The 18,793-nt window shown below is 34.0% G+C and carries 15 protein-coding genes; 9 read left to right on the forward strand and 6 right to left on the reverse strand.

Annotated features, from left to right (window positions below):
- Positions 1-46: 46 nt before the first annotated feature.
- From P2W65_RS15730 to P2W65_RS15745, 4 genes are read left to right on the forward strand one after another with little or no spacing between them, the layout of a single operon-like run.
- The gene (locus P2W65_RS15730) at positions 47-412 is read left to right on the forward strand and encodes a response regulator transcription factor (RefSeq protein WP_179003532.1); all 366 of its coding nucleotides are present in this window, start codon (positions 47-49) and stop codon (positions 410-412) included.
- Positions 412-1,626: a YaiO family outer membrane beta-barrel protein gene (locus tag P2W65_RS15735; protein ID WP_289658910.1), complete on the forward strand. Its 1,215-nt coding sequence runs from the start codon at positions 412-414 to the stop codon at positions 1,624-1,626. The genes P2W65_RS15730 and P2W65_RS15735 overlap by 1 nt, the downstream gene beginning before the upstream one ends.
- Before the next feature lies 1 nt (position 1,627).
- Entirely contained in the window at positions 1,628-2,449 is an 822-nt protein-coding gene (locus P2W65_RS15740; protein WP_289658911.1) for a hypothetical protein, read from the forward strand.
- Positions 2,450-2,459: 10 nt separating this feature from the next.
- The gene (locus tag P2W65_RS15745) at positions 2,460-3,890 is read left to right on the forward strand and encodes a glycosyltransferase family 2 protein (RefSeq protein ID WP_289658912.1); all 1,431 of its coding nucleotides are present in this window, start codon (positions 2,460-2,462) and stop codon (positions 3,888-3,890) included.
- Between the two features lie 109 nt (positions 3,891-3,999).
- Here P2W65_RS15745 and P2W65_RS15750 read toward each other — a convergent pair whose 3' ends face one another.
- Positions 4,000-6,411 carry an ABC transporter permease gene (locus tag P2W65_RS15750; RefSeq protein ID WP_289658913.1) on the reverse strand — a complete coding sequence of 804 codons (2,412 nt, stop codon included), beginning with the start codon at positions 6,409-6,411 and terminating at the stop codon, positions 4,000-4,002.
- 4 nt (positions 6,412-6,415) lie between these two features.
- A complete protein-coding gene (locus P2W65_RS15755) occupies positions 6,416-7,126 on the reverse strand; it encodes an ABC transporter ATP-binding protein (protein WP_289658914.1) in 711 nt (236 codons plus the stop codon).
- Between the two features lie 283 nt (positions 7,127-7,409).
- Between P2W65_RS15755 and P2W65_RS15760 the strand changes: the two genes are divergently transcribed.
- Positions 7,410-8,759 carry a sigma-54-dependent transcriptional regulator gene (locus P2W65_RS15760; protein WP_289658915.1) on the forward strand — a complete coding sequence of 450 codons (1,350 nt, stop codon included), beginning with the start codon at positions 7,410-7,412 and terminating at the stop codon, positions 8,757-8,759.
- 1 nt (position 8,760) lies between these two features.
- Positions 8,761-10,104, forward strand: a complete 1,344-nt coding sequence (locus P2W65_RS15765; RefSeq protein ID WP_289658916.1) for a sensor histidine kinase — start codon at positions 8,761-8,763, stop codon at positions 10,102-10,104.
- A gap of 478 nt (positions 10,105-10,582) precedes the next feature.
- On the opposite strand, the gene ilvD is transcribed toward P2W65_RS15765, so the two are convergent.
- Both ilvD and P2W65_RS15775 read right to left on the reverse strand, forming a co-directional pair.
- The gene (gene ilvD / locus P2W65_RS15770; RefSeq protein ID WP_289658918.1) at positions 10,583-12,274 is read right to left on the reverse strand and encodes a dihydroxy-acid dehydratase; all 1,692 of its coding nucleotides are present in this window, start codon (positions 12,272-12,274) and stop codon (positions 10,583-10,585) included.
- Positions 12,275-12,334: 60 nt separating this feature from the next.
- Positions 12,335-12,904: a Crp/Fnr family transcriptional regulator gene (locus tag P2W65_RS15775; protein WP_289658920.1), complete on the reverse strand. Its 570-nt coding sequence runs from the start codon at positions 12,902-12,904 to the stop codon at positions 12,335-12,337.
- A gap of 198 nt (positions 12,905-13,102) precedes the next feature.
- Here P2W65_RS15775 and P2W65_RS15780 point away from each other — a divergent pair, with 198 nt between their 5' ends.
- Both P2W65_RS15780 and P2W65_RS15785 read left to right on the forward strand, forming a co-directional pair.
- Positions 13,103-13,699 carry a biliverdin-producing heme oxygenase gene (locus P2W65_RS15780; RefSeq protein WP_289658922.1) on the forward strand — a complete coding sequence of 199 codons (597 nt, stop codon included), beginning with the start codon at positions 13,103-13,105 and terminating at the stop codon, positions 13,697-13,699.
- A 5-nt stretch (positions 13,700-13,704) separates the two neighbouring features.
- The gene (locus P2W65_RS15785; protein ID WP_289658924.1) at positions 13,705-15,984 is read left to right on the forward strand and encodes an ATP-binding protein; all 2,280 of its coding nucleotides are present in this window, start codon (positions 13,705-13,707) and stop codon (positions 15,982-15,984) included.
- Positions 15,985-16,089: 105 nt separating this feature from the next.
- On the opposite strand, the gene P2W65_RS15790 is transcribed toward P2W65_RS15785, so the two are convergent.
- Both P2W65_RS15790 and P2W65_RS15795 read right to left on the reverse strand, forming a co-directional pair.
- Positions 16,090-16,977 (reverse strand): DMT family transporter, encoded by an 888-nt coding sequence (locus P2W65_RS15790; RefSeq protein WP_289658926.1) that lies wholly within the window; start codon positions 16,975-16,977, stop codon positions 16,090-16,092.
- Positions 16,978-17,159: 182 nt separating this feature from the next.
- Complete coding sequence (locus P2W65_RS15795; RefSeq protein ID WP_289658928.1) at positions 17,160-17,678, reverse strand: GNAT family N-acetyltransferase; 519 nt, start codon at positions 17,676-17,678, stop codon at positions 17,160-17,162.
- 250 nt (positions 17,679-17,928) lie between these two features.
- Here P2W65_RS15795 and P2W65_RS15800 point away from each other — a divergent pair, with 250 nt between their 5' ends.
- The gene (locus tag P2W65_RS15800) at positions 17,929-18,792 is read left to right on the forward strand and encodes a LysR family transcriptional regulator (RefSeq protein ID WP_289658930.1); all 864 of its coding nucleotides are present in this window, start codon (positions 17,929-17,931) and stop codon (positions 18,790-18,792) included.
- Position 18,793 lies beyond the last annotated feature (1 nt).

Raw genomic sequence — 18,793 nt, forward strand, 5'->3', positions numbered from 1 at the left:
GGATGTTATAATAAAGTTTGCCCCCAAGTTTAAAATTTGAAAAAAAATGAGAATTATTTTAGCCGAAGATAATGATATCCTACGCAAATCGTTATCTTTTTTCTTAGAATCAAAAGGATTTACCGTTGACCAATTTTCGGATGGAAAAGATGCCTTAGACGCAATCGAAACCAATAATTACGATTTAATCCTCACGGATATCAACATGCCGGGTAAAAGCGGTATGGAAATTACCCAATACGTAAGACAAACTATTAATTCTGAAACTCCCATTATTATATTAACTTCTTCTGGAGTAGAACAAACAGAATTGGATTCTTTTGATATAGGCGCAAATGAATTTATTGCCAAACCTGTAAGTCCGGCCGTGCTTTTAGTGCGAATTAATAAACTGCTAAAAACACGTTTCTAATGAAGTATATTTATTATTCAATAATACTGCTTTTTATTTCTTCCGTTGCTATTGGACAGGAAATCAATGTAGAGGAAACTTTATCAAATGTTAAGCGCGAGGTTGAAAAACAAAACTACGACAAAGCATTATCGCTGATTGAACCTTTGCGAGCTACATTCCCTCAGGACGAAGATATTCAAACGTATACAGGACGTATTTACAGCTGGAAAAAAGACTATAAAACGGCGATAAAAATTTTGTCTCCAATGACAGATAGAGTCAATCCAAATCAGGAGGCTTTGCAGGCGATAATCAATGTTTATTTTTGGACAGAACAATATGAAAAATGTGTCGTTTACTGCGATAAATATTTGGTATTGGATCCCAAATCTCTTGAGGTTTTAAAAATAAAAGCAACTTGTCTAGAAAAGCTAAACAGAGATCAAGAAGCTTTAGAATTAATAGAAAAATCGGCCTATATAGACAATAGCACCCAAGCTTTTAAAGGAATACGAACGCTTATTGGGCATAAATCTAAAAATGCGCTTTCTGTTTCTTACTTAAATGTTTCGACCTCAGAACCGGGACAGTCTCCGTTTCATTATGGTTATGTAGAGTATTCGCATAAATTCAGTAAATCTGCAATTGTAGGTCGTGCCAATGTTGGAAATGTGAGTAACGATACCCAAGCCTTATTTGAAGCCGACTATTATCAGACATTCTCCAACAAAAGCTATTTGTATGCTAATGGAGGTATTTCTACAGGCGAAACGATATTTCCTGTGGCAAAAGCAGGTTTAGAATATTATTTTAAACCGCATAAAAAGTTTGATTATTCCCTTGGAGCACGATTTATGCATTTTGAAAGTGACGATATTACATTGCTTACAGGACAATTGGCTTATACAGCAGGAACTTATACTGTTGCTTACAGACCATATTACGATACTTCAAATGAATTGTTTTCTCATGTTTTAAGTTTGCAGAAAGTAAATGAAGAAAAAGAAAGTCTGCTAAGATTTGAACTTCAATATGGAAATGTTCCGTATTTGTATCTGTACAATAATTTTACAACGCCATTAAAAGCCTATAGAGCTGGAATTCAATACCAGCATCGTTTAGGCGAGTCCTTTTTTGTACGTCCAATATTTCTTTACGAAAGAGAAGAATATATTCTGGGAGAATACAGAAACCGATTCAATGTTCAGTTAATTGTAACGAAACGTTTTTAGTATGGAAGAAATCTGGGAAATCTATAAAGGCGGTAAATGGGTGGTAACCTTTCTCACTTTTTCGATCTACTTTTTCGTTGCAGCTTCTTTTATCTTGTATCTATACATTGTAGGAAGTCGAAATAAAAAAATCAGAAGGGAAAGACTAAGTATTGAATACAGCACAGAAATCGAAAAAATAATGTCAGCTGTGATTTTTCAAGACACAACGTTTACTGCTATTAAAGAAGATAAAAATTTTTTAGTTCTTTTTGACACTTCTTTTTTTAGGGAAGTGTTAACCGAATCCCTCATCAATCTGCATAAAAATTACGAAGGTGTTTATGCACAAAAGCTAGAACATTTTTATAAAGAATCTGGTTTGATAAAAGATTCTTATAGAAAGTTGAAAAGCATCAAATGGGAAGTAAACTGTAAAGGAATTACAGAACTTGCGGAGTTTAATATTAACGATGCTTACGATAAAATTATAACGTATTCCAAAGCGAAAAATAAGACTTTAAAAATTACAGCTTTAAATGCTTGTATTAAACTTGCTGGCACAAAAAGTATAGTTCATTTGGTAGAGCATTCTGATCCTATTGACGATTGGACACAGCTGAATATTATTGGAGCTTTCAAAAAACACGATATTGGCGATACAAAAGGCATTGAACTTTTACTGGAATCCCAAAATACAACAGTTATCACACTGGGATTAAAGCTTATAAAAGAACTAAAACTAACACAGAAAGTTCCTTTTGTAGCACAATTGGCAGCCAAAGCTCCAAATACTACAATTAAGTATGAAGCGCAAAGCATTTTGCAGACACTAACGGTTTAATTTATAAGGAATGACTTTTTTTACAGACGAATTGATATGGTTTTTGGATGTATATATACTCTTGATATTGGGGTACGCCATATTAATCATGTCTTCTTATCTCGTTTTGGCCTATCTTTCTACAAAGGAGTTGAGAGGATATTTGAAGAAAAACAGCTTTGTAGATTATGATGTGCTGTTGACAAGTGAATTTGCGCCAAAACTTTCTCTGATTGCGCCTGCTTATAATGAAGGTTTAACCATTGAAGAGAATGTAAAATCATTGCTTTCGCTTAATTACAATAATTATCAGGCAATCGTAGTAAATGATGGAAGCAAGGACAATTCCATGGAAATCTTGATTAAGACCTATGATTTGGTTTTATCAGACCGTGAATTTCATCCGCAGATTGAAACCAAAAAGATAAAAGGCATTTATATTTCCAGAAATGCAGCCTACAAAAAACTAATTGTAGTTGACAAAGAAAATGGAGGTAAAGCCGACGCTTTAAACGTAGGACTTAATATTGCCGAAAATCCTTTTGTAGTCTGTATTGATGTGGATTGTATTTTAGATAAAGATTCACTTTTAAAATTAGCAAAACCATTTTTAGAATCTCACGGAAAACGTATTATTGCCACTGGTGGCGTTGTGAGAATTGCGAATCAATGTATCATCAAAAATGGACGTTTAGTTGAGGTCAATATTCCAGATCGCATGTTGCCTAGAATTCAGGTTTTAGAATATTTAAGAGCTTTCCTTTTAGGAAGAATGGCTTGGGGAAGATTGGATGGCTTATTACTGATTAGCGGTGCTTTTGGTGCATTTGATAAAGAAATAGCCATTTTATCAGGCGGTTACAGTACTAAAACGGTAGGAGAAGATATGGAGCTGATTGTGAGAATGCGTCGTTATATGCTGGAGAATAAACTGCCTTATGCTGTAAGTTATATTCCAGATCCTCTTTGCTGGACAGAAGCTCCTGAAGATTTTTCAATCTTTAAAAAGCAACGAAGCCGTTGGATGAGAGGAACAATAGAAACATTAAGTTTCCACAAAAAAATGTTCATGAACCCAAAATATAAGTTATTAGGAATGCTGAGTGTACCATATTGGACCTTGTTCGAATTTCTAGCACCTGGAATTGAGTTTATCGGATTGGTGATAACGGTTTTATTTATCATTTTTGGACTTCTTCATTGGCATTTCTTTATATTGCTTTTGCTATTTGTTTATACTTTCGCCGTTTTCTTTTCGGTTATTGCTTTGTTCAGCGAAGAGAAAACCTATCACAAATACCCAAAACAAGCCGATTTTTTCAAACTGTTAATGGCCGCTTTTATAGAACCATTTTATTTCCATCCGCTGACAGTCTATGCAGCTTTAGTCGGTTACAAAGAAAAAATCATGGGAACCAAAGGCTGGGGCGAAATGACCAGAAAAGGGTTTACGAAGAAGTAGGGGGAAAGTTATAGGTTATGAGTTAGAAGTTTGATATTGACATTGAATCGATTTGAAATTATAAAAAAAGCGTTCGCTATGGCGAACGCTTTTTTAGTTGATTACTACCTTATTCGTATTTTAAATAACGTAAAACATCCACTTTTGTAGCTTGATAAGCTTTTCCTAAAACAATGGTCAAGGTGAGAAATAGCAAAGACACAAAAGATAGAATAAAAGGCAGGAATGGAATATCTATTCTAAAGGCAAAATTCTCCAGCCACTTCTGTAATAAAATATAGGCAGGAATAATTCCGATTAGAAAACCGATAATACAGAAAACTAGATATTGTTTTGATAGTTCTTTTAATAGGATATTTGTTTCGGCTCCAAGTGTTTTCCTGATAGCAATTTCGCGAAGTCTTCTTTCCATAGAAAAAGAGGCTAGAGAAAATAATCCGAATACAGCGATCAAGATTACAATGATGTTTAGCAAAGCAAATAAATCTCTTTGGTTTTCATATTTCTTATATGTTTTTGCATAGTTTTTATCTACAAAATTATACTCGAAAGGATATTCAGTATCTACTTTTTGTACCCAGAATTTATTAATGGCAGTAATAGTTTCCTGCACATTATCCGTCGAAATTTTTACAAAAACATGTCGAATGTCATCTCTAACACCATTAATTTTTGTGACATAGAAAAAGATCATTGGAGCAATTCTGCTTTCCATGCCGAAGTAATTAAAATCATTTACGACTCCCACAACTTTTACTTTTTGATCTCTCCAGTAAAGTATTTTGTTTAATGGATCTTTTTCTGGAAGTAATTTGGCCGCTTCCTGATTTAGCATAACAGATGAAATGGTATCGGAAGAAAAGGCAGGGTTTAATTTTCGGCCTTTCAAAATTTTAACATCGAGCATATCCAGCATTTCAAAATCCATCCCCATTTCCTGTATCAAAAAGGGTTTGTCATTTTTGTAACTGGCACTTGACCAAGAATTTTCCATCGATCCCATTGCAAATAATGCGGTAGAAACGGCTTCCACACCTTTTATTTTACTGGCTTCCTGTTTGATTATTTTATACCGTTCAAATTGATTTTTATCTTTTTTGGCTTTAAAAGTAATATCCAAAACCTGCGCTCCCTTAAAGCCTAAATCTTTCTCTGCCATGAAATTAACTTGTTTGTAAACAATGATGGAGCCAATGATAAAAAAAGCGGCTACAGAAAACTGTAAGACTAACATTCCGTTTCGAAGCCAAATACCTTTTTTACTTCTGCTAAAGTTTCCTTTTAAAACTTTTAAAGTTTCAAAATTGGAAACATATACAGCAGGAAGAATACCCGATACAATAATTACCAGTATTGTAATTAAAATGAGCTGGATGTAAAACTGAGAGCCAATTAAAACTAAATCTTTGTCTAAGAATGCATTATAAGAAGGAAGAGAAATTTCGACAATAACCAAAGCTAGTAGAACAGAAAAAATCGTAGTTAAAGCAGTTTCAAAAATAAATTGTACTACAATTTGTCCTTTGCCAGCTCCAGCAATTTTCCTAACGCCAATTTCTTTGGCTCTTTTTATAGCATTTGCTGTCGCCAGATTGATGTAATTTACAATAGAAAGCGATAAAATAAGGATGGATAAGCCCATAAGAATTATGAGGTACTGCAATTTTCCGCCTTCTTCTGGAAAAGGAAAATTTCCTTTGTATAATCGTGCTTCAGGTAAAGGAAGTAAGCTTGATTTTACTGGTTCTCCATATTTTTTAATGAATTCAGCAACAGTCAAACCTTCCATTTTTGCATACACTTTGGTACAGTTTTCAAAAAAAAGCCGATCTAAGGTTTTTACTATTCCAGCGGCTGCTTTTGGATTTTTAAATTTAAGAATAAGTCCATAATGATAAGTCCATTGGTCTTTTGTTCTTTTTAAATCATCTTCAATTATTGTTGTAATTGCATTTGGCATGACCGATGATTTTTCAGAAATTTTAAATACACCGCGAACTGTAAAAATCTGATCTTCATATTTTACTAGCTTTTCTAACGGATTTTCGTTTCCAAATAAACGTATTGCAGTTTCTTCAGATAATGCAATGCTGTTTCGGTCTTTGAGTGCAGTTTTTGCATCTCCGTAAACAAAATGAAATGGAAAAAAGGAGAAAAAATTACTTTGTGCTGTAAATATTTTGCTGATCATTTCTTTTTTGCCATTATAAGAAATAACATCTTTAGCATAATCGGCATAGAAATAACAATAACTATCTAATTCTGAGGAAACAGATTTTAGTAAAGGGCCTGTAGTTGCAGGGTTTGATGTCCAAATATTATTTTGTCCGATGTCATTTAGAACAGAATAAATTTGGTCTCTTTCAGGATTCCATTGATCATAAGAATGTTCGTCATTCCAAAAGAGAATGGCGAAAATCAAGGTCGCCATCCCAATACTCAAACCTAAAACATTCAAAGCCGTAAAGAATTTGTTGTTTTTGATGTGGTATATAAATATGTTGATATAGTTTTTTAGCATGATTTTAGTTTTTAGCCGTTACTAAAACATCAACATTTCTGTGATTTACCTTTTCAGAAAGAATCATTCCGTCTTTCATTAGGATAGTTTTTTGAGAAAAAGAAGCATCATATTCAGAGTGCGTAACCATCAGAATAGTCGAACCGCTGGCATGAAGATCAGTTAAGAGTTCCATCACCTCATTTCCATTTTTACTATCTAGGTTTCCCGTTGGCTCATCGGCTAGAATAATTTTCGGATTATTGATTAAAGCTCTAGCTACAGCCACACGTTGCTGTTGCCCGCCTGAAAGTTGTTGCGGAAAATGTTTCAAACGATGTGAAATGCCTAAAATAGACGCAATATCTTCTACTTTTTTCTTTCTTTCAAAAGAATGAATTTTGTTGTAAAGCAATGGAAGCTCAATATTATCGAAAACCGATAACTCATCAATTAAGTTGAAGTTTTGAAAAATGAATCCGATGTTTTGTTTTCTGGCTTTTGATTTTAAATTTTCTTTTAAACCGACCATTTCTTGATCGAGTAATTTATAACTCCCATCTGAAGCGCTGTCCAAAAGTCCGATAATGTTAAGCAAAGTCGATTTCCCGCTTCCCGATGGCCCCATAATCGAGACAAAATCGCCTTGATTGATCGTTAATGAGATTTCACTTAATGCTCTTGTTTCTAATTCCTCAGTTCTAAATACTTTTGAAAGTTTTTTAATTGTAATCATAATTTGACTGTTTGTTTTTTGATTGATTTTCTTTTAAAATTTTATGCCTTCGGAAATGAAAGAAACAAGTCTGAAAATTAAGATAATTTCGATGTAATTTGTACTTAATTATTTTGTTATTTTTACTTCCGAAAGCCATTAATTATTAATGATTTACCAGTTCTAATGTGATTTTCGTGCCAATAATTTAAACCTTGTAAACAGCTTGTTTTTAATGGTTTATTTATGCAGTAAATATCGAACTGTCCATTAATGGACACCTTTCGTCCAAAACCGAACAACAATGAAAAAAACAAACGCATCCATTTTAATCATAGACGATCAGGAAGACATCCTTTTTGCATCAAAAGTGTATCTGAAAAAGTATTTTGAGAACATTTATACGCTCAATAATCCGAAAAATATTGTCGAATTATTGGCAAAAAATACCATTGATGTCGTTTTGTTGGACATGAATTACAGAATTGGTTTTGAAGATGGGAGAGAAGGTTTGTATTTGCTGAAAGAAATAAAAACGCTTTCGCCGAAAACCGTTGTGATATTAATGACCGCTTTCGGAAAAGTAGAAACCGCCGTTGAAGGATTAAAATCAGGTGCTTTTGATTATATTTTAAAACCTTGGGAAAACAAAAAGCTTTTAGAATCGATAAAACAAGCCGTTGACAAAGCCCGAAAAGAACAGAAAAAAATAAAAGAAGTTGAAATCAAAAATGACTTTTTTATTGGAAGTTCAGAAACCATTAAAAAAGCTTATTCTCTTGCTGATAAAGTAGCCAAAACCGATGCCAATGTTTTAATTCTAGGGGAAAACGGAACAGGAAAATTCGTTTTAGCGCATCATATTTATTCGCAGTCGGAAAGAAAAGAAAAACCTTTTATTGCAGTTGATTTGGGTTCGCTAAATTCAAATATCTTCGAAAGTGAATTATTTGGTTACGCAAAAGGCGCTTTTACAGATGCCAAAACCGATACGCCGGGACGTTTTGAAATGGCGCAGAATGGAACTATTTTTTTGGATGAAATCGGAAATGTACCGCTTCAATTACAATCGAAACTCTTACAGGTTATTCAGACCAAAACTGTAACACGTTTGGGAGAAACAAAAGCAAGACCTCTAAATGTCCGAATTATTACAGCAACAAATCTGAATCTGAAAGAAGAAGTAGTTCATAAAAACTTCCGTGAAGACTTGTATTATCGCATTAATACGATGGAAATTGTGTTGCCACCTTTACGAGAAAGAGATGAAGATAAGATTCCGCTGGCAGAATATCTTCTTGAAAAAATGATTGAGAAGTATGGAAGAGATGAAATTGTTTTTGATCCAAAAGTATTAGAACAAATTGAAAAACACGCCTGGAACGGAAACATTCGTGAAATGGAAAATAAAATTGAGCGCGCTGTGATTCTTTGCGAAAATAACAAAATCACAGTTTCTGATCTGGATTTAGAAATTATAACTCCTTACGAAGAAAGTTCCGATGATATTCAACTTTCTGCTGTAGAAAAGTCAACCGTCGAAAAAGCACTTTTAAAAAACAATAATAATATTAGTAAAACGGCAGAAGAACTGGGGCTTTCAAGAGGTGCTTTATACAGACGTTTAGAAAAATATAATATCAATATTAGCTGATATGTTTAAGACATTACAAACTTATAAACTACTTTTTCTGCGATTAATGCTAATTGTTGCGGGAATTGAACTTTCTATTTATTTCTTCAAAATAGGATTATTGTTTACAGGCATATTCGGACTCTGCATGGTATTTTTGATTGTGCGTGAAATGTATTTTTATGTCCGAAATTTTGTTCTGATTTATGATAAAACGATTGCTTCCATTTTACAGAATGATTTTTCATCGGATTTTTCCAAACACAAATTCAATAGAACTTATAACGATTTATTTCAGTTATATGAAACCTTGAAAAATAAGGAAAATGAACAGATTTCTAAAGACATTATTTATCGTTCGATTTTAAATAATATAGAAACGGGAGTTATCATTTTACAAAAACAGGAAAACGATTGGAGTATTTTTTTAATGAACGATTATTTTTCAAATCATTTTAATGTGCCTAAAGTTTCAAAATGGAGATACCTTAAAAATCAATTGCCTTCTTTATGCGAGATTATTGAGAAAGATGATTTTCATGAAGTTAAAACTTCAATCGACATCAGTATTAACGAACAAAGCAAACAGACATTTGTTTTACAGGCTTCGCGCACCGAAATTTTTGAGCAGGATTATTTTATCGTTTTATTAGATTCGATTCAGAATGTGGTTGAGAAAAAAGAAAAAGACGCCTGGATTAATTTAATGAAAGTAATTTCGCACGAGCTTTTGAATTCCATTACACCAATTCGTTCGATCTGCCAGAATTTACAAGATTTAGTAGAACAAGATTCGCTTTCTGAGGAAGATTTGGAAGATATCAAAAACAGTGTAGAAACAATGCTGAGACGAAGCGATCATTTACAGAAATTTGTTGAAGGCTATCGTAAACTCGCAATGCTTCCTTCTCCCAAAAAGGAAAAAATAGAATTAATTAATTTGATAGAAAATGTACTTCAGATTATGAATCCATTATTGAGAAAGGAGAATATTGAAGTGATCAATTCGATTGAATATAATTATCATATTAATGTTGATCAACAGCAGTTTGAGCAAGTGCTAATTAATTTATTGACAAACTCGATTAATGCGTTATTAAACCAAAATAGTCAGAAGCAGATTTTTATTTCGGCTGAAGCCAAAGAAAATCGGGTTTTCATAAAGATTACCGATAACGGAAAAGGAATTGAAAAAGAAATAGAAGATAAAATCTTTCTCCCATTTTTTACCACTCGAAATGAAGGCGCGGGAATTGGTTTAACGCTTTCTAAAAACATTGTAGAAGCGCATGGTGGTTATATTCTTAACAAAAATGAAAAAGGAAAAACAACTTTTGAAATTTGTCTGGTAGAAGATTTAAATTGAGAAAATATTTAAACACATAGAAACATAGATTTTTATTTTAAATCTGCCTAAGATTTTAAAAAATGACTAGTCATTAACACATAGCTATTTGTATTAATCCAAGTGAAACGCCTTTTAATAGTAAACTGAATTCGATTATTAATTAGTTCCTGCAAGGTTTTTAAAACCTTGTAGGTATCCATACATAAAGAGAATAATACCGACAAGGTCAAAAAAGACCTTGCAGGAAAACCCTCTGTGATAAATAACTGGAAATAATAAAACTAAAAAATATAGTAATCGAAATCAGTTTGAAATAATCAAAAAGGTAAGTCCCAGAGGGACGTAATATGTATAGAAACCCCAATAGGTGAACGAAAAAGAGCTCCAGCGGAGCGAAATATTTTTTAGGCAATGCTACTATATTTCGCTCCGCTGGAGCTTTGCTATTAATCATAAATAAAATTTCTATAAATATTTTGCTTCTCTGAAGCAGTTTCTAATCTAAATCAGTTTTCAAAACAGCACCAGTACTCGCGTTAGTTACAAGCGCACGATATTGACTTAACCATTTAGAATTTAAAGGTTTTTTCAAAGGTTTAAAAGTTTCTCTTCTGGTTTTTATTTCTTCATCTGTTAAATTAACAGACAAGATATACTGATCCACATCGATATGAATTTCGTCTCCATCTTTAACAAGACCAATCATACCGCCTTCAGCTGCTTCGGGAGAAACATGTCCAATTGAAGCACCTCTGGTTGCGCCACTGAATCTTCCGTCAGTAATTAGGGCTACGGAACTTCCTAATCCCATTCCCATAATTAAACTGGTAGGAGAGAGCATTTCCTGCATTCCAGGGCCGCCTTTTGGGCCTTCATAACGAATAACTACTACGTTTCCAGCTTTTACTTTTTCCATCATAATTCCGGCAATGGCATCGGCTTGACCGTCAAAACAAACCGCTTTTCCTGTAAAAACTCTTCCGCCTGTAAGTCCAGCAGTTTTAATTACAGCACCTTGTTCAGCCAGATTACCATATAAAATGGCCAGTCCGCCCACATTACTGTACGGATTGTCTATAGTGTGAATAATGTTAGTGTCTTTGATTTCGGCATTGGCAATTTTTTCCAGTAAAGTTTCTCCGCTGATTGTCAGATTATCAAACAAAACACCAGAACCTCTTTTGTTCATTTCTTTCATAACTGCATTTACACCGCCGGCCCGATTAATATCTTCCATGTGAACCGTGCTCAAACTCGGAGAAATTTTAGCAATATGAGAAATGTTTCCGGAAATAGTATTGATGTCTTTCAGTTTAAAATCGACATTAGCTTCATTTGCAATCGCAAGCATGTGTAAAACGGTATTACTGCTTCCGCCCATTGCCATATCAACGGCAAAAGCGTTTCTTACGGCATTTTCGTTTAAGATATTTTTCAGTTTGAATTTTTCAATTTCCTGCTGATCTTTGGCGATAGCACAAATTCTTCTTGCCGCTTCACGGTACAATTGTTCGCGTTCTGGAGTTTGTGCCAAAATAGTTCCGTTTCCAGGAAGAGCAATTCCCATCGCTTCCATCAAAGTATTCATGGAGTTTGCGGTAAACATTCCAGAACAGCTTCCGCCGCTCGGACAGGCATTACATTCAATATCGTATAATTCTTCGTCTGATATTTTTCCTGCTTCGTGTTTTCCAACGGCTTCAAAAGCAGAAGCCAAATCAATCGCGGTTCCGTTTTTGGTATACCCTTTTGACATTGGCCCGCCACTCACAAAAATAGTCGGCACATCTACACGAAGTGCGCCCATAATCATTCCAGGAACGATTTTATCACAATTTGGAATCGCGATCATGGCATCTAGTTTGTGTGCATTCATCACGCTTTCAATCGAATTGGCGATAATTTCACGGCTTGGTAAGGAGTATAACATTCCGTCATGTCCCATCGCAATTCCGTCATCAATTCCGATAGTGTTGAATTCGAAAGGAACACAGCCATTGGCGCGAATTTCTTCTTTAATGATTTCCGATACTTTATTTAAGAAAAAATGCCCCGGAATAATCTCGATAAAAGAGTTTGCAACTCCAATAAAAGGTTTGCTGAAATCTTCGTTTTTTAAGCCTGTAGCACGCAATAGGGATCTGTGAGGCGTTCGTTGAACTCCTTTTTTTACTTCATCACTTCTCATGATAAAAAATGTTTTTTAAGGTTGTTTTTTTGTTTTTTTTGATAGTTAACAGACCCTAAATTAGATCTGTGATTTTATTCGACTCAATGTTTCGGGAGAAATATTAAGATAAGCGGCAAGATTGACGTTGGATAATCTTTGCACAAGTTCTGGATTGTTTTTAAGGAGATTGCGATAACGTTCGGCAGCGTTTTGAGTCAGTAAACTGCTTAGTTTAGAAGTGATTACTGTTAAACCGTATTCAAGTATATAAATATACATTTTATCCCATTGCGGAATGGTATTTCTAAGTCTGAAAAAATCGTCATAAGAAATAGCTAAAAGATCAGATGTTTCAACGGCTTCAATATATTCTGCGCTGGGTTCTCGGGAAATAAAACTGACAATAGAAGTTAGAAATGTACCTTCAAAAGCCATAAATCGCGTTGCAATGGTATGATCTTCGGTACTGTAATATAAACGCAGACATCCTTTTTTGATAAAAAATATTTTATCGGCTACGGCACCACTTTTCAGTAGTTGTTCATTTCTTTTTACTTGTATTAATTTAAAGCAGGAAAGAATGGTGTCTAGTTCGTTATTTTTTAATTCTAATTTGCTTTTAATTAAAGTCTCAAGTTCACTTATCATTGGTCAGTTTTTAATCAATTTCAAAATTAAAGCTAATCTCGCAGAAAAACATTGACGAATGTCAAAATCGTAAAAATTACGTCTACTTTAACTTAAAATGTAAAGGACTATTTTTTATTTTAGTACTACCATTTTTTGTTTAAATTTGTGATAAGAGCTTAAGCAAATAAAGCTCATAAACCACACACAATTTTATAAATGAGTACACATATAAATTCTGCGATAGCTTCGGATTTCCTTCAAAATCTAAAAACGCAAACAGCTGATTCTCATCAAAAACTGGAAGACCTTTCGGTGTCGAAATCGATCATGTCGCCAAATATGGAACTCGAAGATTATACTCATTATTTGAGTTTAATGCACGATGTTCATAACGATACAGAAACTATCATTTTTCCTTTTTTCTCCAATCTTATCGAAGATTTAGAACAAAGAAGAAAGAAACATCTTATAGAAGACGACCTTTTATTTTTAAATTCTAAAAAAACAGATTCGGCTACAGTTTTTCATAAAGATGAAATGTCAGTTCCTTTTGCACTTGGGGTTTTATATGTTGTGGAAGGTTCAACATTGGGCGGGCGATTTATCTTGAAAAATGTTTCAAAACGTCCTGAACTTTCAGGAGAAAAAGGTGTGTCTTATTTTAGTGGTTATGGAGAAAGAACAGGAAGTTTTTGGAAAGCTTTTCTGAATTTCCTATCAGAATACGAACAAAAGCACGAATGTGGAGAGGAGATTATAGAAGGAGCAGTGTTTGCTTTTGACAGTATTTACAAACATTTTGAGGGCAGGTAGAGAGAATGAAGTTTAAAGATATAGTTAATCGCGATATCGTCACGTTAACCAATTGTGAGCACGAACCCATACACATTCCTGGTCAAATACAGCCACATGGTTTTTTAATTGGTGTTACTCTCGATTGGAAAATAGACTATTGTACAGAAAATATAACTGTATTTTTAGATATTACTCATCATCAGGTTTTAGGAAAAGACTTTGCCTCTGTTTTTGGTGCAGCTGTAGAAAAACAGATTTTGGATTATATTAATGAAGATAAAATTCAAAACGTCTTTCCGCTTCAGATTGAATTATTTGGTAAACTATTTCAAATCTCGATACATAAAAGCTTCGATATTTATGTTTTAGAAGCCGAACCACAGTTTTCTGTAAAAGAAAAACTCGCAGATGTTTACACACAAACAATTCAGTTTGTGACTCAAATGAACAATACCAAATCGCTTAAAGATTTGTGTGCACTTGTAGCACAGGGAACACGAGAAATTACAGGTTATGACCGCGTAATGATTTATCGCTTTGACGAACAATACAATGGTGAAGTTTTTGCTGAAAGCTGCAGAGAAGATTTAGAACCATTTTTAGGATTGCATTATCCGCATACTGATATTCCAGCTCAAGCGAGAGAATTATACATTAGAAACCAATTGAGACTTATTGTTGATATTGGTTATAAGCCTGTTCCTATTTTTACTGTTGATGATGACAAAGAAAATAAGAATTTAGATTTGAGCCTTTCAATTCTTAGAAGCACATCGCCAATTCATGTCGAATATTTGAAGAATATGGGAGTTGGTGCAACACTTACTATTTCGCTAATTCATCATGACAGATTATGGGGATTGATTGCCTGTCATCATTATTCAGAAAAAAATATTTCGCCTGAAATTAGATTGGCTGCCAAGCTTCAAGGACAATTTATTACTTCTCAAATTGATATCAGGCAATCCAATGATGAGAATATCAGTGCACAGAAAACAAACGCAGCGTTAGAACAATTGACGGGACTGGATCTGCCGATTTCGCAAGATTCATTAGAAACGATTATTGCTACACCGCAATTACTGGAAATTTGTAATGCGGCTGGCGTTTCGATTGTTTCAAGAGGAAAAATCTATAAAAACGGATTAGCACCTTGCGATGAGAAGATTTTTAAATTGATTGAAGAAATTTATGCCAAAAGCGAAAATGAAATTTTTACAACCCATAAAATTTGCGATGAGTTTCCTGAAATAGCACAAGACTCTAATTTTGCGGGGATTATTTATCATTCACTTGGAAATGGAGATCACATAATATGGTTTAGACCAGAAACTGTTACTGAAATTAATTGGGGTGGTGATCCCGAAAAAAGCATCATAAAAGACAGTAAAGGACTTCATCCGAGAAACTCTTTTAATATCTGGAAACAGATCGTTAAAAACCGAAGCAGTATTTGGAAACAGTATGAAATAAACGCTGCGGTTCAATACGCCCATGCTTTACACAATCAGCTTATTTTGATTATGCTGAGTGAGGAAGAAGAAAAGTACCGCTATCAAAGTGAAGTGCTGAAAGAAACAAATTCGGAGCTTGAGAATATCAACTGGATCAGTACGCACGATTTACAGGAACCTTTGCGTAAAATTCAGCTGATTACGTCTAAAATGCTGTCGGAACTGGATGTAATTTCAACTGATTCAATTTCCGATTCATTGCAACGTGTTTCAAAATCAGCTGGTAGAATGAGAGGACTGCTGGATGATATTCTAAAATATACCCGCATTAAAAATACCAGAGATACTTTGGAACAAGTAGATTTAAATGAAATTTTAGAATCTACGATTAAGGAAATGCAGGAAACCATTTTTGATAATGAAGCTTTAATTGAATATGAAAGTCTTCCAGAAGTTCACGCTATCAGCTTTTTAATGCGACAGCTGTTTATCAATATTATACAGAACTCATTAAAATATGCTTCGACCGAAAGAAAACCTAAGATTACGATAACCGCATCACAGGAACCGGTTTTGATTCATGATTTATATAAGGTCTATTGTCATTGGGTTCGTTTTTCGGATAATGGAATTGGTTTTGAACCGCAATATGCACAATCTATTTTTAAAGTATTTACAAGACTTCACACGCAGGAGCAATACACAGGTTCGGGTATTGGCTTGGCATTATGCAAAAAAATTATGCAGGCTGTTGGAGGAGACATCCGTGCCGAAGGAAAACCAAATCAAGGAACCGACATTATTATCTATTTCCCTTGTGATCCTGAAGATTCACTTACAACTTTATAAGTATTTAAAATATTTACTCCCTCAGATTTAGCAGATTCGACAGATTTTTTTTTAACTAAATCTATTGATTTTATTGAATCTGCTAAATCTGCGGGAGTAAAAAAATCAACTCCTTTTAGTCAAAATCCTAAGTTTAGGACTTTTAAAATTGACTTCAGAAATAATAGTTCCTGCAAAAATCAGGCTTCCGCCTAAAAGCAAACGCCACGAAAGATCTTCTCCTAGTATAAAGAAAGCACCGATTGCCCCAAAAACAGGTTCAAACAAATAAATCACTGCCACACGTTCTGCCGATAAATAACGCTGCGAAATATTAGAGACGGTGTACATATAAGCGGTGGAAAACAAAGCACAGTAAACCACACCAAGCCAGAAAGTATCATTCTCTGGTAACCAAACTGCTTTAGCATCTGTAAGTGCAATACAAAAAGTGAATAAAGCACAAAAGGCAAACATAGGAACAATCGAAAACAAAAGATTTTTTGAAGCCGAATGCTTTTCAACTGCAATCAAATAAACTGCAAAACCAAATGATCCCGCAATGGTAAACAAATCACCAACGTTTACAGTAAATTTATCTTGTATGGCGATAACAAATAAACCCGTTAAAGCGGTAAAAGCGGCAATCCAGATTTTTAGAGAAGCATTGGTTTTATAAAGTCCCAATTTCATTAGCGGAATAATAATAACGGTTAATCCCGCAATAAAAGAACATTGTGAAGCGTCGGTATATTTAAGTCCGATTGTTTGTAAATGAATACCTAAAAACATTGGGACGGCTAAAATAAATCCTGTTTTAACCGCTTGTAAATTGATGTCTTTGACATATTTCCAAAAAATAATAGAAAGCACAATAACAGCCAGTAAGAAACGGTAGAATAGGAAAGTGGCAGGAGAATAATTCCCGATTGCCAGTTTGGTAACCGAATAAGAAATGCCCCAAAAAGCTGTTCCTATGATTAATAAGATTAGTAAAAGTTGTTTTTGTTTCATTTGGATTTTTGTAGCTTTTTTATTGTTATTTTAAAAATTTCCCCCAATATTGTCATTCTGACGAAGGAAGAATCTTCACAAGAAACTCCGCAATCAGGATCGACAATCTTTGTAGAGCCACTTACGGAGATTCTTCCTTCGTCAGAATGACAAACTAGACAGAAAAGAAACTTTTTCAAAGTTTACAAAGTCTTTTTCATCAATAAATCGGTTTGTTCATCATCTCCCAATCGGAAAATATGAGTATCGAATTGAATAAAACCATTCTTGGTATAAAAACTTACGGCTCTAAAATTCTTTTCCCAAACGCCAAGCCAGATATAAGTAGCTTTCAGTTTTTCAGCAGTTTCTAAAGCTTGTGCATACAATGTCTGCGCAACCTTTTTGCCATGAAATTCTTTTGCTACATATATGCGTTCGATTTCAAGAGCATTGCTGTCTTGTTTTTCAGTTTGTGCATTTCCAGTATTTAGTTTTAAATAGCCGATAACGTTATTCTCTAAAACAGCTAAGTAGAAATACGAATTAGGATTATTAAGTTCTGCTGTTAATTTTTCATCAGCAAAGCTTTCTTCCAAGTATTTGATCATATTTTCTTCGCTGTTAACGTCTGCGAATGTTTCTGAAAAAGTTTGTCTTCCAATAAATTGAAGGGCATTTAAATCTTTTACAGTTGCTTTTTTTATTTCTAATGAATTCATTTTTTATTCTTTAATGCATGAAAACTTATTTTTGTCTGCTTTGTTATGTTAATTTTAAACACATAGAAACATAGATTTTAATAAAGTTAAAAAGCGTTTCACTTATTTTAAATTCACATAGTTTAGCTATGTGTGGAACCTTGTTTCTTTTGATTTCTTTTTAGACACAAAAAAACTATGTTTCTATGTGTTTAATTTTTTGATGCATCTAATAGGTTTTTATCTTCTAATAAATGCGTAAATTGCATCAATGGATTTACAGCAAATTAAATATTTTTTAGTCTTATCACGTGAACTTCATTTCTGGAATACAGCCGGAAAAATGAATATCACACAGTCAGCTTTGAGCCGTCAGATTCAGTCTTTGGAGAATCAGCTTGGTGTTCAATTGTTTGAACGAAATAAACGCAATGTCAAACTCACAGCTGCCGGCCAGTTTCTTAAAGAAAAATGGGAGGTAGAAATGAATAAACTCGAATTTATTCATCAATCAGCTCGTCAGATTCAGTTGGGCGAAAGCGGAACCATTACCATTGCACATCCCGATTCTATTTCGGCTTCATTGATGCCTGATATTTTATCCCGTATTTCCGATGCTTTTCCGAAACTGAAAATCAAACTGGTTCAGGTATTGTACGAAAATCAGCAGGAATATCTTCGCAATTATAAAATTGATTTAGCGATTACCAGAGATATTAATACTTCAAAAGATATTCATTCTGAAAAAATCCATACCGATCATCTTGCTATTGTTGTTCCCGAAAATCATCCGTATCGAACGCCTGAAGATCTGACAAAAGAAACACTTGCTTCTCAAAAATTCATATTGCCAACAAACGATGAAGGCAGCAGTTACAGCGATTTGATTCAGCGACTATTCAATTCTTTTGAAGACGCTCCGGAGGTTTATCTTCATTCTGAATTTGGCTCCGCTATTATTGCTTTGGTTCGAAAAGGCCTTGGAATTGCTATTCTACCGGATTCTTACGTTTACCATGAAATATCAGGAATCCGATTTATCACTTTGCCTCTGGAAACGGATCTGTATATCAATTGGAGGATAGAAGACCATAATCCTGTATTGGCGAATGTTTTAAAACTGATTATTCCGTAAT

This window comes from Flavobacterium panacagri (genome assembly GCF_030378165.1).
GTDB lineage: Bacteria > Bacteroidota > Bacteroidia > Flavobacteriales > Flavobacteriaceae > Flavobacterium > Flavobacterium panacagri.

Excerpts from the sequence above, each read along its gene's own strand:
- P2W65_RS15765 (WP_289658916.1), top strand. The coding sequence starts at position 8,761 with ATGTTTAAGACATTACAAACTTATAAACTACTTTTTCTGCGATTAATG.
- P2W65_RS15800 (WP_289658930.1), top strand. The coding sequence starts at position 17,929 with ATGGATTTACAGCAAATTAAATATTTTTTAGTCTTATCACGTGAACTT.
- P2W65_RS15750 (WP_289658913.1), bottom strand. The coding sequence starts at position 6,411 with ATGCTAAAAAACTATATCAACATATTTATATACCACATCAAAAACAAC.
- P2W65_RS15790 (WP_289658926.1), bottom strand. The coding sequence starts at position 16,977 with ATGAAACAAAAACAACTTTTACTAATCTTATTAATCATAGGAACAGCT.
- P2W65_RS15795 (WP_289658928.1), bottom strand. The coding sequence starts at position 17,678 with ATGAATTCATTAGAAATAAAAAAAGCAACTGTAAAAGATTTAAATGCC.
- ilvD (WP_289658918.1), bottom strand. The coding sequence starts at position 12,274 with ATGAGAAGTGATGAAGTAAAAAAAGGAGTTCAACGAACGCCTCACAGA.
- P2W65_RS15785 (WP_289658924.1), top strand. The coding sequence starts at position 13,705 with ATGAAGTTTAAAGATATAGTTAATCGCGATATCGTCACGTTAACCAAT.
- P2W65_RS15780 (WP_289658922.1), top strand. The coding sequence starts at position 13,103 with ATGAGTACACATATAAATTCTGCGATAGCTTCGGATTTCCTTCAAAAT.
- P2W65_RS15745 (WP_289658912.1), top strand. The coding sequence starts at position 2,460 with ATGACTTTTTTTACAGACGAATTGATATGGTTTTTGGATGTATATATA.
- P2W65_RS15730 (WP_179003532.1), top strand. The coding sequence starts at position 47 with ATGAGAATTATTTTAGCCGAAGATAATGATATCCTACGCAAATCGTTA.
- P2W65_RS15755 (WP_289658914.1), bottom strand. The coding sequence starts at position 7,126 with ATGATTACAATTAAAAAACTTTCAAAAGTATTTAGAACTGAGGAATTA.
- P2W65_RS15740 (WP_289658911.1), top strand. The coding sequence starts at position 1,628 with ATGGAAGAAATCTGGGAAATCTATAAAGGCGGTAAATGGGTGGTAACC.
- P2W65_RS15775 (WP_289658920.1), bottom strand. The coding sequence starts at position 12,904 with ATGATAAGTGAACTTGAGACTTTAATTAAAAGCAAATTAGAATTAAAA.
- P2W65_RS15735 (WP_289658910.1), top strand. The coding sequence starts at position 412 with ATGAAGTATATTTATTATTCAATAATACTGCTTTTTATTTCTTCCGTT.
- P2W65_RS15760 (WP_289658915.1), top strand. The coding sequence starts at position 7,410 with ATGAAAAAAACAAACGCATCCATTTTAATCATAGACGATCAGGAAGAC.